This window comes from Shewanella sp. 553, assembly GCF_059338375.1.
The window spans coordinates 929,296-947,539 of sequence record NZ_CM181701.1; the positions used below are offsets into that span (position 1 = coordinate 929,296).

At 47.6% G+C, this 18,244-nt stretch carries 10 protein-coding genes; 3 read left to right on the forward strand and 7 right to left on the reverse strand.

Features of this window, described 5'->3' with window-relative positions:
• Positions 1–18: 18 nt before the first annotated feature.
• The 5 genes from AC5YBZ_RS04215 to gltB form a co-directional block, all read right to left on the reverse strand.
• Positions 19–711 carry a 5'-methylthioadenosine/adenosylhomocysteine nucleosidase gene (locus tag AC5YBZ_RS04215; protein ID WP_119978802.1) on the reverse strand — a complete coding sequence of 231 codons (693 nt, stop codon included), beginning with the start codon at positions 709–711 and terminating at the stop codon, positions 19–21.
• Positions 712–2,212: 1,501 nt separating this feature from the next.
• Positions 2,213–4,618, reverse strand: coding sequence for an Ig-like domain-containing protein (locus AC5YBZ_RS04220; RefSeq protein ID WP_494543448.1), 2,406 nt, complete (start codon positions 4,616–4,618; stop codon positions 2,213–2,215).
• Between the two features lie 429 nt (positions 4,619–5,047).
• Complete coding sequence (locus AC5YBZ_RS04225; protein WP_494543449.1) at positions 5,048–5,314, reverse strand: hypothetical protein; 267 nt, start codon at positions 5,312–5,314, stop codon at positions 5,048–5,050.
• A 1,444-nt stretch (positions 5,315–6,758) separates the two neighbouring features.
• Complete coding sequence (locus AC5YBZ_RS04230; protein WP_494543450.1) at positions 6,759–8,168, reverse strand: FAD-dependent oxidoreductase; 1,410 nt, start codon at positions 8,166–8,168, stop codon at positions 6,759–6,761.
• A 6-nt stretch (positions 8,169–8,174) separates the two neighbouring features.
• Positions 8,175–12,623 carry a glutamate synthase large subunit gene (gltB, locus tag AC5YBZ_RS04235; RefSeq protein WP_494519880.1) on the reverse strand — a complete coding sequence of 1,483 codons (4,449 nt, stop codon included), beginning with the start codon at positions 12,621–12,623 and terminating at the stop codon, positions 8,175–8,177.
• 481 nt (positions 12,624–13,104) lie between these two features.
• Between gltB and mnmL the strand changes: the two genes are divergently transcribed.
• From mnmL to oxyR, 3 genes are all read left to right on the forward strand, one after another.
• Positions 13,105–14,019: a tRNA modification radical SAM protein MnmL/YtqA gene (mnmL, locus tag AC5YBZ_RS04240; protein ID WP_494519879.1), complete on the forward strand. Its 915-nt coding sequence runs from the start codon at positions 13,105–13,107 to the stop codon at positions 14,017–14,019.
• A 296-nt stretch (positions 14,020–14,315) separates the two neighbouring features.
• The gene (locus tag AC5YBZ_RS04245; protein WP_494519878.1) at positions 14,316–14,681 is read left to right on the forward strand and encodes an Hpt domain-containing protein; all 366 of its coding nucleotides are present in this window, start codon (positions 14,316–14,318) and stop codon (positions 14,679–14,681) included.
• Between the two features lie 181 nt (positions 14,682–14,862).
• Positions 14,863–15,774, forward strand: coding sequence for a hydrogen peroxide-inducible genes transcriptional activator OxyR (gene oxyR / locus AC5YBZ_RS04250; protein ID WP_494519877.1), 912 nt, complete (start codon positions 14,863–14,865; stop codon positions 15,772–15,774).
• Position 15,775: 1 nt separating this feature from the next.
• Here oxyR and AC5YBZ_RS04255 read toward each other — a convergent pair whose 3' ends face one another.
• Together AC5YBZ_RS04255 and mutH are read right to left on the reverse strand one after the other, a co-directional pair.
• Positions 15,776–16,855, reverse strand: coding sequence for an adenylate/guanylate cyclase domain-containing protein (locus AC5YBZ_RS04255; RefSeq protein ID WP_494519876.1), 1,080 nt, complete (start codon positions 16,853–16,855; stop codon positions 15,776–15,778).
• 320 nt (positions 16,856–17,175) lie between these two features.
• On the reverse strand, positions 17,176–17,865 hold the full coding sequence (gene mutH / locus AC5YBZ_RS04260) for a DNA mismatch repair endonuclease MutH (protein ID WP_494519875.1): 690 nt from the start codon (positions 17,863–17,865) through the stop codon (positions 17,176–17,178).
• Positions 17,866–18,244 lie beyond the last annotated feature (379 nt).

The following is an 18,244-nucleotide window of genomic DNA, read 5'->3' on the forward strand; positions in this document are numbered from 1 at the left end:
AGGCGCAGGCGTTCATGCTTACAGCTGTTGCAGCAAGGCTATGACCATTAATGCTGAGTGGTGGCCCGCTTTGACGATATAGCTATCAAAATCCACTGGTGAGTCATTATTGGCATTATCTGACAATGAGCGGATCACCACAAACGGCACGCCAAATTGATGACATACCTGAGCAATTGCCGCCCCTTCCATTTCACAGGCCGCCATCGTTGGGAAGTTGGCTAGCATCGTTTTGGTGCGAACCGGATCGCAGATAAAGCTATCGCCCGTACAAATTAATCCTTCAATCGCTTTCACTTCGCCTAAGCTAGCAACGGCTTTTTTAGCGGCGTTGACTAAAGTCGCGTCGGGAATAAAGGCGGCTGGTTGCTGCGCCATTTGGCCAATCTCATACCCAAATGCGGTGACATCCACGTCATGGTGGCGCACTTCTGATGAGATAACGATATCGCCAATGGCAAGGCTATCGACAAAGCCGCCAGCCGAGCCTGTGTTAATCACATAATCGGGCGCATACTTTTCAATCAGCAAGGTGGTCGCCACGCTGGCGGTCACTTTACCTATGCCAGAGCGAGTCACCACCACCTCTTTGCCTGCCAGTTGCCCGGCAACAAATTCGATACCTGCGATGGTGTGTGACTCAGGGTTCGTCATAGAGGAAATAAGGTGAGCAACTTCTGGCTCCATGGCGCCGATAATACCAATTTTCATTGAATGACCTTTAGTGATGTATTGATGTTCATGAGGCGCTGTCATGTTTTATTTGCGCCGCGCTTAATGGGCGCTAATATAGCAAACAAGTGGTTCTGTGGCGAGATCGCTTGCCGTAATGACGGCTAAGCTCATCTATTGCAAGAATGATTGCTTGCCGCATGCCTTTCGTGCAGGTATTTCGGTGGGGCGCTGCAAGTATATCCCTATACGCTCGACGGTGGCATCCATGCCACCAACCCCCACTGCCATACCTACACCGACTTATCACTCTCTTCGATTTAGCCGTAATTGGTATCCACAGAATCGTAAACAGCAAAATCGTTTTGGACAAAAGTGTGTTGGCCTTCGAATGAAGGTGTTGGATTTTTTGGGCTTGTAGCATTTAGTCGAGTTAGTTTTTATGTATTGATGGTCGCGTTAACCTTCATGGCAACCCATTGCCTGCAGCATGCCTTCCGTGCAGGTATTTCGGTGGGGCGCTGCAAGTATATCCCTATACGCTCGACGGTGGCATCCATGCCACCAACCCCCACTGCCATACCTACACCGACTTATCACTCTCTTCGATTTAGCCGTAATTGGTATCCACAGAATCGTAAACAGCAAAATCGTTTTGGACAAAAGTGTGTTGGCCTTCGAATGAAGGTGTTGGATTTTTTGGGCTTGTAGCATTTAGTCGAGTTAGTTTTTATGTATTGATGGTCGCGTTAACCTTCATGGCAACCCATTGCCTGCAGCATGCCTTCCGTGCAGGTATTTCGGTGGGGCGCTGCAAGTATATCCCTATACGCTCGACGGTGGCATCCATGCCACCAACCCCCACCGCCATACCTACACCGGCTTATCTATTTCTTCGATTTAGCCGTAATTGGTATCCACATAGCCGTTAAAAGCAAAATAGTTTTTGGACATAAATGAGTCCCCTAATTACCTCCCCCTTTATAAGGAATATAGCAAGCGCTGGGCAATGAGTATCTGAAGAAAGCAGGATTATATTCACTGAGAGATGGATGGAGCGCGGTTCACTCTCGAAACCAAGAAGCTAACCAGAAAGTTTAGCTTAGGCGTTCTAAATGAACTGCCCTAGGCTTTGGCATCCTGCTTCGCCCTATCTCCTAAATTCATTTAGTCGTGTGCGGAGCCGCATGCAGGGTGGTGTGGGGGCTGGAGGCTAGATACCTCCGGCTACCCGATTATACATTTCTACTCTAAAGGTGAAGGCAGTTCTTCTTCAAACTCACCAAGATTACTATTTTTGAGAAAATAGAAAAACAATTTAAGCGACTGTCCTTTTTATTCTCTGAGAAATATCGTTCTCGCTAATACGTTCAATTATAAAGTGTTCAAAATCAGGTTTGACGCAATCCGTCATTGACTGCTTTCAACCAATGCTAATTTAGTTTCGATATTCACTTCTCTCCCCCCCCCTAAAAAGTGCCAGATACAACTCTGGCACTTCAAAACTAAAATTAAAACGTTAAACTCTAAACGCTCAACGTTAAGGATTTGAGACGCAGGATGCGTAGCGTCCTTCGGTTGGGTCTGAGTAGTCGACAGTGCCACCGAAGAGGCCCACACTGGCGAAGTTCGAACCACTGGGCGTCGACGACCAGTAATTTATGCTGACCGGCCAATTCCGCGCAGCATACATATTGCCGTATGCCCCGTGCAGTTCACCATCTAACTCGACCACCGTTGCTAAGCGCCAGTTAGTTCGTCCGCCGACACTCTTGGTGTTGTAGGTATCGCACAGTGTATCTGCGTTACTCTGGTTGAATAGGTAGAAATCACCTACTGGGCCGTATTCTCCGTCTTCAGTATAAGTACCATTTGTTGGACTTGGACTACCGTCAATGCTGTCTAAGTAAGCCTTTGATGGTGAGTTGGTAAATAACTTACCACTACCTGTATCGAAGATGTCAATACATGCACCTGCGGGATCACACACAGTCACCGCCTCCGTGTTACTAGTCACACTATCCTTCGTGGCCGTGAGCGTCGTGTTACCCACTTCAACACCCGACAACAAACCTGCCGAGGTTACCGTGGCAATATTGCTATCAGCCGATATCCATGTCACTGAATCAGACACATCAGAGGAAGTCATGTCGCTGTATGTCGCCGTCGCCACTAACTGCTGAGTCTTACCTTTTACAGCTCTCACAGGTGAAGGTGTCACTTCAATTGAAGTGATGACCGCTGCCGATACATTCACGTCCACTGTATTACTAATTACACCATCTTTCGTGGCCGTGAGTGTCGTGTAACCCACTTCAACACCCGACAATACACCCGCCGTCGTTACCGTGGCGTAATAGGTGTCAAGCTGCCATGTCACTGAGTTTGCGATGTCAGCAGACGTGCCATCACTGTACGTCGCCCTCGCCACTAACTGCTGAGTCTGACCTTTCGCAAGATTGACCGGTGAAGGTGTCACTTCAATTGAGGTGATAACCGCTACCGATACATTCACGTCTACCGTACTACTAGTTACACCATCTTTCGTGGCTGTGAGTGTCGTGCTGCCCACTTCAACCGCAGACAATAAGCCCGCTGCCGTTACCGTGGCAGTATTGGTATCAACTGGAGTCCACGTCACTGAGTTAGCGATGTCAGCAGACGTGCCATCACTGTACGTCGCCGTCGCCACTAACTGCTGAGTCTGGCCTTTGGCAACATTCACCGGTGAAGGCGTCACTTGAATTGAGGTGATAACCGCTGCCGATACATCCACATCCACCGTATTACTGGTCAAACCATCTTTCGTGGCCGTAAGTATTGTGCTACCCACTTCAACACCGGACAACAAACCTGCCGAGTCTACGGTCGCGTAATAGGTATCAAGATGCCATGTCACTGAATTAGAGATGTCGGAGGAGGTCATGTCGCTGTATGTCGCCGTTGCCACTAACTGCTGAGTCTGACCTTTGGCAAGATTCACTGGTGAAGGCGTCACTTGAATCGAGGTGATAATCGCATCCGAGACATTCACCATCACCTCATTACTGGTGACACCATCCTTCATGGCCGTTAATGTCGTGCTACCCACCTCAACACCGGACAACAAACCCGTTGATGTGACCGTAGCGTAAGTGATATCAAGCGTCCATATCACTGAGCTAGTGATATCAGAGAATGTATCATCACTGAACGTCGCTGTAACTGTTAATTGCTGAGTCTGACCTTTTGCAAGATTTACCGGTGAAGGGGTTATTTGAATCGAGGTGATAATCGCATCCGAGACAGTCACCTCCACTGCATTACTGGTCACACCATCTTTCGTCGCCGTGAGCGTCGTGCTACCCACTTCAACCCCAGATAATAAACCCGCTGTCGTCACTGTGGCAATATTGGTATCAATTGCTGCCCACGTCACTGAGCTAGAGATGTCAGCGGAAGTTGCATCACTGTATGTCGCCGTCGCCGTTAATTGCTCAGTCTGTCCTTTTGCCACATTCACTGGTGAAGGCGTGACTTGAATGTCGGTAATCACCGCATCCGTGACAGTGACATTTACTATATTGCTGGTAATGCCGTCCATCGTCGCGCTTACCGTCGTAGGTCCCGATTCAAGGGCTATGAGTGCTCCGGGCACATCAAAACGCCCAATATCTGTATCACTCAAATGCCAGTTAAGCACTCTTAAATCCGTAAATGCTTGAGATGAGCCGTCTGAGTAATGACCAACAGCTTCAAAAGTTTGTTTATTACCTTTAGCAAGCGTCAACTCACTCACGCCACGTGTTGTTATTGGTGACGCGACGATATCTATGCGCTCTAATTTTACCTCAGGTACTGGTGGCTCTTTCGATTCAGAAAACGTGCTTTCTGAATTACAGCCAGATAAGAGCACTAAAAGCGGTAAAGCTATTAATACCAATAATTCTTTAAAAATTTTTCTCACAATTCTGTCGACTCTTTAAATTGAAAATTGGGGAAAGTGACTTCCCCACTGGATTTACACTTAAATCGATATTTCGATTGACACTGATTACGCTGCACCAATAAAAAACGGTGGGGATTCCGTCGCGGCCAGTGCGGGGACACTAAGCAAACTAGTAAACAGCAATATTTTCTTCATAATTTTAAGGTAGGTAGGTAGGTAGGTAGGTTAAATCGGCGGAAGGATATCATTTTTAAATAAGCTTTTAAACTGTAGTGATCAAGTAAAACTGGCCACGGATTTGTATTCAAAAGTCAACGAAGTCAACTAGGACACTCGCTTATAAAGCATAATAAAATAAAGCGGTGAAATACCATTTTTAGACGTGCGAATAAGTCAAACGTGATATTGATGAGTGGTTATTATAGTGAAGTGATTATGTTGAAGTCGTTACGCCAGAAGTTTGTTACAGCAATTAATATTAGTTCGTCGCTTCAACCCTTTGCGCAGCGAATTGTAGCCATCCATAGCTGAATAAAAACCAAGTACAGCAATAGCAGGTAAAGCAGGATATACAGATGCTTTGACAATATCAGTTAAGGCGACATATGAGAGAATGTTGATATCAAAATTAACCCAGAAACCCCATAGATATGAAATACCTGAAAAAAGTGCAAGGCCGTAGATAATGAGAGTAACATCAAGTTTAGTATTCATTGTTTCTGCTTAATTTTAAATTAGAATACACAGCCAATCAGATACGATGGCAGCTAACGTCTTAGTATTTATGCGTTGCGCTGTCTGCAAGGTATAAATCGCTTGCTGGACTTGGCCGCTGCCACATCCATGTATTTGGTATGCATTATGCTGTAGGAGTTTGCTTTTATGTGGTAGTCGGTTTTTTGAGCTTAGGTAAGGTAATCAATTGGTCTTATTTATGATTTTCATGTTTGATTAGTGATTCTTCACCTCAAATACTCGTGATTAACCGTACTTTTTAAACCATTCATGCCACTAAGGCCGCAGGCCTTTGCCTCACTGATTTTCATAGCAAGGTCTTACTGAATCTACGGATACTTATCGAGCACTTAATCTGTGTTTTTCACTTTTTTCTCTCGCAACTCACACCAGATAAAGTTAAATCGAAGAGACGATGAGTACAGGTGTAAGCGCGGTTTTGGCCTTCGAAATAATGGATGATTTCGCCGAGCCCACACGGACGTGCTTGAACAACGTCTATGCCTAAAAGCCAGTTCGGCATCCATGCCTCTCGTTCGTAAGCACGAAGCTATGCTTCACTCACCGAGCCAAAAGAGCGCTTGCACATTCCCCGCCGGACAGGCGATTAATAACAGTGAAGGTTCAACCTTCACCACTTTCAATAAATGAAAATACAGCCAGCCGCTACTCAAACAAATGTCATCGTTCTTCATTCCAAGACCAGCACACTTTGGGGCAAAAGTACGTTAGCCTTTAACTCACTAGTCGTATCAAATGAAGTCCAATCGAAGAAGCGTTAGAGATAGGTGTAAGCGCGGTTTTGGCCCTTGGCGGCATGGATGCCGCCGTGGAGCGTATAGGGATATATTCACAACGAGCCAAAAGAGCGCTTGCACATAAAGCCTGCGGCAGGCTATTAATTGCCATTAAGGTGCGTTTTCATAGCACATCAATAAATGAAAATTCAGCATAACGCTGCTCAAGTAAACTTAAAAAAAATGACAAGCCTTCATTTCAAGGCCACCAAACTTTTGGGGCAAAAACTGAGTTAGCTTTCTACTCGCCACTCACACCAAATGCAGCTTAATCGAAGAAACGTTAGATACCAAGTGTAAACGCGACTGCGGCCTTTGCCAGCAGGGATGCTGGCGTAGAGCCCACAAGGATGTGCTTGCGGTGTGTCGCAGAAGTGTTTGCACATGAGGTCGTTCCTTCACATCCCTGTGATCACGACATTGGTGCTGCCATGCACTGCATCTGCGGCAGGCAATTAGCTAAAGCGAAGGTTAACGCTTAATTAACTCTCACCGCAGGTGATAGGTAGCCATGAAGGTGCGACCTTCAAAATCAACCTCGTTTTCCCGAGGCAAAAAAAAGCACTTTAACTTCACTCAAAGTTAAAGTGCCAATCACAAGCAAACCTTTGCAGTATGCCTAACGGTTAGGCTTCAAAGCTGTTTAAGATCCCCATGGCGGCATCGCGGCCTTCGGCAATCGCGGTGACGACCAGATCAGAGCCGCGTACCATATCGCCACCAGCAAACACTTTTGGATTACTGGTTTGAAAGGGGTTATCGGCCACCTTGGGCGCGACCACCAATCCCCACTGATCCAGTTCTACACCGTGATCAGCCAGCCAGCTTGCTGGGCTAGGCTGAAAACCAAAGGCGATGATAATGGCATCGGCCTCAATCAGTTTTTCGCTGCCTTCGATAGGCTGTGGACGGCGACGGCCTGAATCGTCGGGCTCACCAAGTTGCGTCTCGACGCACTCGATAGCGCACACCACCCCGTTTTTGGTCTTAATGGCGGTCGGTTGACGGTTGAACAGAAAGTTAATGCCCTCTTCGCGAGCGTTTTGCACCTCGCGGCGTGAACCTGGCATGTTTTGTTCATCACGGCGATAGACACAAGTGACCTCACTGGCGCCTTGGCGTATGGCGGTGCGCACGCAATCCATGGCGGTATCACCGCCACCGAGCACTACCACTTTTTGTCCTGCAAGGCTCAAATATGGCGATTCGCTCGATTCTGTCCCCATGATGTGGTGAGTGTTACCGATAAGATAGGGCAGGGCTTGATAGACGCCTTTGGCATCTTCATTCTCCAGCCCTGCTTGCATCGCCGTATACGTTCCCATGCCTAGGAATACGGCGTCGTACTGTTCGAGCAGGCTATCGAAGCTGATATCTTCTCCGACCGTGATGCCAAGTTTAAACTCGATCCCCATCCCCTCAAGCACCGAGCGACGGGTCGCCATGACCGACTTATCCAGTTTAAACGAGGGAATACCATAGGTGAGCAGGCCACCAATTTGCGGGTTCTTGTCATACACCACAGCTTGTACGCCGTTACGGGCAAGAATATCAGCACACCCAAGCCCTGCTGGGCCTGCGCCAATAATCGCCACGCGCTCAGGGCGGGCGGTCACCTTACTCATGTCTGGGCGCCAGCCTTGGGCGATGGCGGTATCGGTGATGTATTTTTCAACGTTACCTATGGTGACAGCGCCAAACTCATCGTTGAGGGTGCAGGCGCCTTCGCACAGCCTGTCTTGTGGGCAGACTCGACCACAGATCTCGGGCAGGGTATTGGTTTCATGGACTAATTCTGCCGCTTCTAAAATGCGTCCCTGCTGCGCCAGTTTTAACCAGTTAGGAATATAGTTGTGCAGTGGGCACTTCCACTCGCAGTAGGGATTACCACAGTCGAGACAGCGGTCGGCTTGCTCGACGACTTGTGGCTGCGCGAACGGCTGATAGATCTCGATAAACTGGGTCGCGCGCTTTGCCGCTTGGTGTTTTGTCGGATCTTTACGGCCTACTTCAATAAATTGAAAGTCATTGCTCATTTGAAGTTACCCCGCTACTACTGAAAGTGCTGTATCCGATTGCTCGAGTCGTAACAGATCATTAAGCGCGATATTTTTCGGCTTAACCAATACGAAGCAGTCGATCCAGTTTTCAAAATCATTTAATAACATCTTAGCGTGTTCACTGCCGGTTTCAGCCAAATGTTCTTCGATCAGGCCTTTAAGATGTTGCTGTTGAATGGGTGAGTCGACCTTATGGGTGTCGACCATGTCGGTATTCACGCGGCGGTTGAAGTGGCCGAAGCGATCAAACACGTAGGCAAATCCGCCGGTCATCCCCGCGCCAAAGTTAACTCCAGTCTTACCCAGCACCAAGACTATGCCGCCGGTCATGTACTCACAACCGTTATCGCCAACGCCCTCGACGACGGCAATGGCGCCAGAGTTACGTACGCCAAAACGTTCACCCGCTTGGCCTGCGGCAAACAGCTTACCGCCGCTAGCACCGTAGAGGCAGGTGTTACCGATAATGACGCTCTTTTCGCTTTGGAACATGCTACCAATAGCCGGATAGATGGTGATCTTGCCACCAGACATACCTTTACCAACGTAATCGTTAGCATCGCCACACAGATTGAGCGACAGCCCAGGGGCGTTCCATACCCCAAAGCTTTGGCCTGCACTGCCGCTAAAGTTGAGCTTGATGGGGGCTTTAGCCCCTTTAAGGCCAACGGTCGTGGCAATATGGCCTGAAAGTGCGGCGCCTACAGAGCGGTCGGTGTTGTTGATCTCAAAGCGGCCTTCAAAAGATTCGCCTTGCTCAACCGCCGTTTTAGCGGCTGTCACAATCGCTTGGTTGAGTTCGCCTTTATCCGCGGTTGGGTTGATCTCCTGCCACGTGAGTGCGCAACCTGCGGGCACGACGGGTTTATGTAAAATGGCCGACAGATCTAACTGTTGTTGCTTAGGTGTTGTGCCTTCAAGGGCACTGAGCCAGTCGCTACGGCCGACAAGTTGTTCAAATTCGGTGACGCCTAAGGCGGCCATCCATTCACGAATTTCTTGGGCCATAAACTCAAAGTAGGTCATCACCCGCTCTGGCAAGCCGTGATAGTGGTTATCTCGCAGCTGTTTATTTTGGGTGGCAACACCGGTCGCGCAGTTGTTTAGGTGGCAGATACGCAGGTATTTACACCCTAGCGCTATCATGGGCACGGTACCAAAACCAAAGGTTTCAGCCCCGAGCAGTGCCGCTTTAATCACATCGGTGCCGGTTTTGAGCCCGCCATCGACTTGGAGACGAATTTTATGGCGTAAGCCATTAGCCACCAGCGACTGATGCACTTCGGCGAGCCCTAGTTCCCATGGACTACCAGCATATTTCACCGAAGTGATCGGGCTGGCGCCGGTACCGCCATCGTAGCCAGAGATGGTGATCATATCGGCGTAGGCTTTAGCAACCCCGGTGGCAATGGTGCCCACGCCGGGTTCTGATACCAGTTTGACCGAGATCATCGCCTTAGGGTTGATCTGTTTTAGGTCGAATATCAGCTGCGCCAAATCTTCAATCGAGTAGATATCATGATGCGGCGGCGGTGAAATCAGTGTGACACCTGGGCGGGCATTACGCAGCGCGGCAATTTCGACACTGACCTTATCACCCGGTAGCTGTCCACCTTCACCGGGCTTAGCGCCTTGGGCGACCTTAATTTGTAGCACTTCGGCGTTAACTAAGTAGTGCGCGGTCACGCCAAAACGCCCTGAGGCAATTTGTTTAATGGCTGAGTTGCGCTCCGAGTTAAAGCGGCGTGGATCTTCGCCGCCTTCGCCAGAATTTGAGCGACCACCAAGACGATTCATGGCGACGGCTAGCGCCTCATGAGCTTCTGGGCTGAGCGCGCCGATACTCATGGCGGCGCTGTCAAAGCGTGGGTAGAGGGTTTGTGCCGCTTCGACGGTATCGATATTGACCGGGTTTTGGCTGGCGTTCACTTTCAACAGGTCACGCAGGGTCGCCACGGGTCTGTCATCCACCAGTTGGGTAAAGCGTTTATATCCTTGGTAATCCTTATCGCGTAAGCAGGCTTGCAGGGTGTTGACCACATCAGGGTTGAAGCAGTGGTATTCGCCGCCTTCAACATACTTAAGCAGGCCGCCTTGAGGCAGCGGTTGATGTGGTTGAAACGCCCGTTTTTGCAGCTTCTGTTGATCTTGTTCTAACAGGTCAAAGTCAGCGCCTTCGATACGGCTAATGACGCCATTGAAGCACAAGTCGACCACGCTTGATGATAAGCCTACCGCTTCAAACTGCTGACTGCAGCGATAAGAGCCTACTGTGCTGATGCCCATCTTAGACATGATCTTACGCAGGCCTTTGTCTATGCCTTGGCGGAAGTTGAGCATTAAGCGCTGGGTTTCGCTGATCCCACGGGTCGCGGCCAGTGCTGAGATACTCTCGTAGGCCAAATAGGGGTAGATGGCAGTGGCCCCAAAGCCAAGCAATACCGCAAAATGATGTGGATCGCGCGCCGATGCGGTTTCAACAATGATGTTAGTGTCGCAGCGTAAGCTGTTGTCGACTAATACCTTTTGTACTGCGCCTACCGCCATGGCGGCCGGGATCACTTGCTTGCGCTTGTCGGTGGCTCGGTCTGATAAAATCAGCAGAGTGGTGCCGGTGCGGGCTAAGCGCTCGGCTTCATCGCAGATGCGAATGATGGCGGCTTCTAGCCCCTCTGACAGGTCATAATTAAGGTCAACGGTTTTGGCGCGATAGTTACTTGAGTCTAAGGCTAATAGCTGATTAAAATCACTAAAGAGCAAAATAGGTGAGTTAAACATCACTCGATAGGCATGGCCTGTGGTTTCGTTAAACAGGTTTTGTTCGCGGCCAATACAGGTGGCAAGCGACATCACATGCTTTTCGCGCAGGGGATCGATGGGTGGATTGGTGACCTGAGCAAACTTTTGCCTGAAATAGTCATACAGGGTGCGTGATTGCTTCGATAACACCGCCATTGGGGTGTCATCCCCCATGGAGCCTGTGGCCTCTTCGCCTTTATCGGCGAGCACCCAAATCACCTGCTCGAGCTCTTCGCGGGAATAACCAAATTGCTTTTGGTATTGCACTAAGGTGTCGGCTGAAAACTCGCAAACCCCTTGGGCTTCGGCGGGCATCTGCTCGGCGGGGATCAAGGTTTGGCTGTTTTTGGCCATCCACTCTTTATAGGGATGACGACGCTTGAGATCGTTATCAATTTCAAATGAGGAGTAGAGCTGACCGTTAAGGGTATCGAGCACCAATAGCTCACCTGGGCCTACGCGGCCTTTTTCGACCACTTCGTCGGGGGCGTAATCCCAAATACCTATCTCAGAGGCGAGGGTTAAAATACGATCTTTGGTGATCACATAGCGCGAGGGGCGCAGACCATTACGGTCGACGGCGCAAGCCGCGTGACGCCCATTGGTCATGACGATGCCAGCCGGGCCATCCCAAGGCTCCATATGCATGGAGTTAAAGTCGTAAAACGCCTTGAGCTCATCATCCATCTCTGGATTACTCTGCCAAGCGGGTGGGATAAGTAAGCGCATGGCGCGGTACAGATCCATGCCGCCAGCTAATAGCATTTCGAGCATATTATCCAGTGAGGAGGAGTCTGAGCCAGTCTCGTTGACAAAGGGCGCCGCTTGCTGCAGATCGGGCAGCAAAGGCGCATTAAATTTATAAGCGCGCGCTCGTGCCCATTGCCTGTTACCCGTAATGGTATTGATTTCGCCGTTGTGGGCTAAATAACGAAACGGTTGTGCCAATGGCCACTTGGGTGAGGTATTGGTTGAAAAGCGTTGATGGAATAGGCAGATAGAGCTTTGCAGGCGGATGTCGGCCAGATCTGGGTAGAAGGCCGGCAGATCTGCTGGCATCATTAACCCTTTATAGACGATGACTTGGCCTGAAAGGCTGGCAACATAAAAATCTTTGCAGTCGCTCATCTGCTGTTCAAGCCGGCGACGCGCCATATAGAGGCGTCGTTCTAAATCTTTTTCACGCCAGCCGATAGGGGCATTAATTAACACTTGCCAGATCTGTGGCTGGCTCGCTTGGCCAATCGGGCCTAGTACGTCGGCATCAACCGGGACTTCACGCCAACCGGCAACACTTAAGGTTTCTTTTTCTAATTCACGTTCGAGTAAGTGTTTGGTTTGTGTTGCTAGTTGTTCATCTTGGCTTAAAAACAGCATACCTACTGCGAATTTACGGCTAAGGTGCCAGTCATTTTCAGCGGCAATGGCTTCGAAAAATTTAATCGGAAGTTGCATAAGCAAACCACAGCCATCACCTGTACGGCCGTCTGCAGCAATACCACCGCGATGTTTCATACGGTCGAGACCGTGGATCGCAGTTCGTACTATTCTATGGCTGGCTTCGCCATCCATCTGGGCGATTAAGCCAAAGCCACAGTTATCCCGTTCAAAACTGGGGTGATACAAGCTCATATAAAAACTCCCTAATACTACTAACTAAAACACGTCGGGGAAGTTACGATTGCTATACACCCGAATCAACCAAATTAACTTTAGCCTGATAAAAGGTCAATTCAAATTTATGCATAAAAGTGGGTTGGGTGGTGGTGGTTTACCCGCGTAATTATGCAACCTTACGTTAACGTAAGCTGTGCATCGCTTGCTATAACATTATGAATAAAAACAATTTTGGTTTTGGGTTTGTTTTTGGTTTACCAAAATTTAACAATCTAGCGGGTGGGTTTTATTTTTGGGAAAGTGATTTTTATTGCAGGTGTGATGAATTATTTAACAGATCTTGGCTGTGGTTAACACTTTGACCGTTTTAGCATGTGACATGTCGCTCGTTTGTGATTGTGGGAAATAATGCAATGAGGCTTGTTTGAGGTAGGCCAAGGTTTATTGTATTGGGATTCGCTAAAATACCGCCCCATTTATTGATAGAGACAACCTTGTGGGACTAGATAGCTTCGTAAATACCTTTGGGGTGCAGTGCCGACAAAAGTATGGCCAGCGATTAAAAAAATTAACCATAGACGCTAAGTTTACCTGCCCCAATCGTGATGGGTCACTTGGGCGTGGTGGTTGCACCTTCTGTAATGTGGCTTCGTTTAGCCACGAACATGGAACCGTAGAGACTATCGCCGAGCAGTTAGCCCAGGGGCGTACGCGTGCTCAGGGGAAGTCATCAAAGTTTATCGCTTATTTTCAAGCCTATACCAGTACGTATGATGAATATAAGGTGCTTAAGCAAAAGTATGATGAAGCGATAAAAGAGCGTGATATTGTCGGTCTGTGTGTTGGGACGCGACCAGATTGTGTACCTGATGAGGTGATTGAACTGTTGGCGCAATATCAAGGCCAAGGGCTTGAGGTTTGGTTAGAATTGGGGTTACAGAGCGCCAATCCAGCAACCTTAAAACGGATTAACCGTGGCCATGGTTTCGATGAATATCAGGATACCGTGCAACGTGCAAGACGAGCGGGGCTTAAGGTGTGCACTCATCTGATTTTAGGCTTGCCCGGAGAAACCCATGAGGATTATGTCACTACCCATAAGGCCGTGCTTGCCGCTGGTGTTGATGGATTAAAGTTACACCCACTGCATATTGTCGAGGGCAGTACTATGGCCAAAGCATGGAGAGCGGGGCGTTTACCGCTGCTGTCTCAGGCAGAATATGCTCATAGTGCGGCGGAGCTGATCCGTTTCACCCCACAGGATATCGTGTTTCATCGGGTGACCGCTTACGCTAAAAAACCTATGTTATTGGCACCGGACTGGTGTGGTTTTCGCTGGGATGGGCTAGTCGCTATCGTCGATGACTTAGCCAAGAATGGTGGCCAAGGGCATTATTTGTCGCAAGCATAAAAGTGTTTATATTCACTTTAGTCTTCATGCCGCTGCCCAATAACGTGAGTCAGTCGCTCAATATTGGGCCAGCTATGTGTATCTAGTTAGGTTATTAGCTAAGGCCTGTTTGCATAATTTGCGCGTTAACGGCAATGTTTATGCAATAGCTTTAACGGCTTGTTGCACAAGTGTTAATTGTGGTGTTTTTTTCACGTCATCTGCTTCAAGTTGGTTGCGCAGGCCATAATTGGCGGTATTATGAAGTGAATGAACAGTATTAGAAAATAAGCATTAAATTTAAGAGGTGTCTAAATATGGCGACAGTTGAGTTAGAATCAATTTTAGATCTAAACACACTAGAGCAATACTGCAGCGCAATTGGTGCTAGCACCTTGCTTAAAAGTGTCGTCTTATTTGAGCAGCTCATGCCTGAGTATGTCGGCAACCTAGTCAATGCCAACGCTGCGCAAGATAAAGATACCTTATGCTCTGAAGCTCATAAATTTAAAGGCGCGGCCGGCTCTGTCGGTTTAAAGCGCATTCAAGAGTTTGCTCAGTTGCTGCAACATGGTGAGTCTCCTGAGTGGGCCGCTGGTCATGATGCTTGGCTACAAGTGATTGTCGATAATGCCAGTGATGATTTAGCCCAGCTAAAACAGTATTTACAAGCTAAAGGCTAACCTTAGCCGATGAAAAAGCCCTCGATGAGTCATCATCGAGGGCTTTTTTTATGCTAAAAAATTGTCGATAGCGGCGATGTTCACAATTTGGGGGAAATACAGCAGCCATCTTGCGAGCGGTTATGTTAGATTAGACTTAAATTGAGTATTTGAATATAAACACAGGTTGGTAATCGATTTTATGAAACATTTACCGAGTCTTAAAAATCTCTACTATCTGGTGAATCTGCACCAAGAACAGAACTTTAATCGTGCGGCTAAATTGTGTCATGTCAGTCAGTCGACGCTCTCTAGCGGGATCCAAAATTTAGAAGAGCAGCTAGGGCATCAACTGATTGAGCGAGATCATAAGTCGTTTATCTTTACCGCGATAGGTGAAGAGGTGGTATTACGCTCGCGTAAATTACTGACCGATGTAGATGATTTGGTCGAGCTGGTTAAGCATCAAGGTGAGCCAATGACGGGGGAAATTCGTCTAGGATGTATTCCGACCATCGCGCCGTTTCTACTCAGTCGAGTCGTCAAACATTGTCAGGCTAGTTATCCTAATTTAACCCTATTTTTAAAGGAAGATACCACTGAGCGTTTGCTCGATGCTTTGGGGAAGGGAGAGTTAGATTTATTGCTGTTGGCTTTACCTGCCGACACCAGTGGTTATCACAGTATGAAGGTGGGAATCGATCCCTTTAAGCTGGTGATGCACCGCGAGTTATCATCTGATATTACCCAGCCGATAGATTATAAAACACTACCCGATGAGAGTATTTTCTTGTTGCAATCGGAGCACTGTATTACTGGACATGCGATTAGTGCGTGCCGCTTGGGAGATAGTGATAAGATAAACCCGTTTGCGGCGACCAGTTTACATACGCTAGTGCAGATGGTGAACAGTAAATTAGGCACGACATTTTTGCCTCAAATGGCAATCGATGCGGGTATTTTAAAAGATACCGATTTACTCGCCATGACGCCACCTGGTGAAGCGCCCTATCGTGATATTGGTTTGGTATGGCGACAAACTTCGAGCCGTATTATGACTTTTAGAACCTTAGGCAAGGCAATTGAAAACTTACTGGCACCACCGCAGCCGTAAACTAGCTCTTTGAGCCTCGAGGGGAAACACCAAACACTTCTATAGAGTGTTGTTTCCCCTTCAGTTTTATTGGGCCTAAGTGATTAAATTCATAGCTACTTTCGCCAATGTCTAATTGAGAATGCAGTGCACCTGATATCAACATACGTTGTCCAAGTGGGTTACATTGGTCTTGGAGTCTGGCAAGAGTATTGAGTACATCACTGAAGAAGCTGATCTCCTGTTTTTGCACCCCCACCACAGCCGCTACAACTTGACCGCAATGAGCGGCAGCCTTAAATTTAGGCACAAAACCATACTGGTCTTCAAAATATTGGCGTTGCCAATTGAGCTGCTGGCTGAACTCATAATAGATATTGAAACTGCGATCGTGAACGATACCTTCCTCTAATGGCCAGTAGATGAGCACCGCATCACCCATATAGCGATAAATTTCGGCATCATTGTTGATAACTGTGTCCGATAACAGGCTAAAGCAATCTTGAATAAGGCGGCTAAAACGATAATCGCCCAGCGACTCGGCATGGGTCGTGGAGGCGACCATATCTAAGTATAAAAACAGCCGTTGTTCATATCGAGGGCGATGGTATTTACCTAAACCGATATTGAGCAGTACCTTAGGGCCAACCAAGAGCGCCATCTGTTCGATAAAGGCTAAGCCAACACGTACGGCGACAAGGTAGATGATTAAGGCTTGAAAGGATGGACTATAGAGAACATGGGCCGTGAGCATTTGCCGCAGAGTGGCCATATGATTTTCTATGGCCCACATATTTAGGTATTGTGTTATATAGGCCAGTGTCGTTGCACCGAGCAATAAAAACAATCCTTTAAAGATAACAGAAAACAGATAGGGCAAGCGGTTGATGGCGCTAAATTCAGCAATGATGTTTGACATCCAATGCAAGCTGCCAAAAATAATGCCCATATAAATCGCTAATGTTGCAAGATCGGCACTACCCACAGCCCATTGCGGTAACTCTGGGGTTTGGGCATAGCGAAAAAAGACAAAGGCCGCCATAGCGATTGTCCAAGCGAATATGGCAAAAATGAGCTTCTTTGCTTGTCTGCGCGCTCTCACGGTAAAGAATAAACCCTAATACTACTTATATCTCAGAATGCGCTAGTGTATAGAAAACCGACCTACAATTTCCAGTGATATTTGTGATCTAAGTCAAATGAAGTTGAGTTGTACTAAAAAAGCCTGTGTCCAAATGCAGTATTAGATAGGTGGCATCTATTATTGACTGTTTTATGTGCTTATTTGTGGTTTACTAAATTAGTATAAGTTGCTGCAGAGCTTGTTGGCTCTACACCTTCGGCTGAGCAGTGTTGATTGTGGTTATGTTTTGTCAGCCTTACTCTTTGTGCCAGTAATTCGGCACTTTACTTGTCCATAACTTACTTTTCGGATAATCCGGATAAATAGTTATTGAGTATCTGTTGGGTGAAGGGGATTTTTAAATAAAACCCTCTTGGATTCGTTAGCTTAATCTTGCCATCGGCTGCAATGCTTTGGGTCATGGAACGACTGTTGGCACCTTTCGGGCGCAGTTGTAACACTTCGCCGTGACGTGCGGTTATCTGTTCGACTTTACCTAACGCAATTAATTCCATTATCTCTTCCCAGTCCTGACGGATCTGAGCGAACTCTTGTACAGAAGGGGTCCATAGAATAGGCATACCGATTTGCCTATCGCCAACAGGTTTGGTTCGTATTCCTTCAACTGGGATCCACAACACTCGTTGCAGTTTGTGAAACACCAGGCTTTGTTGCCAACTGAGTCCCTGAATATTAACCAGTGGCGCCACGGTAACGTAAGTGGTCTCCATCGGCTTACCCATTTCATCTACCGGAATGGTTTTAAGCTCGACGCCTAGGTGCAGAAAGTCTTGTTCAGGCTTAGAGCCTGCCATTGCGCCCAGTTCATGTTCGATAAGTTGGCCAATCCAACCTTTATCTCGCTTGAGATCAGTCGGCACGCAAATATGATGTAACTCTGCCAGTTGGCCTAGGGTTAACCCTGCCATGTCTTGGGCACGTTGCATCAGTTCATTTAGTGTTTGTGGCGGGCGTGGTGTGTTGGTCATGGCTCGATTTTACTGTACTTATATCATTTAGCCAACGCGGTTAAAAACTGCTCGCTGACATCTTTGTGAAGTGGATTTAAATGGCTTTCAGCTTAAGTTGTTGATTTTAATTGTTTTGCTGTTTTTTTATTTTCTGTTAAAGCGGCGCGTAATTCGCCTACCAAGTTCTTTCCCAGCGTTTCCAACATGGTTATCCACAGAAATATTGGATAACTCTGGTTTTAAATTTTTAATTGCTAAGTATTTGTCCCTGTCAAGCCTAGTAGACCGTACTCTATCGCTAAATTTGATAACCTTATACTTTTGCCTGTGTATAACCTTAATCATGGTAGCGCTCCTGTATGGTAAATTATTATTTTGGTTAAAATGTGTTCTGTTT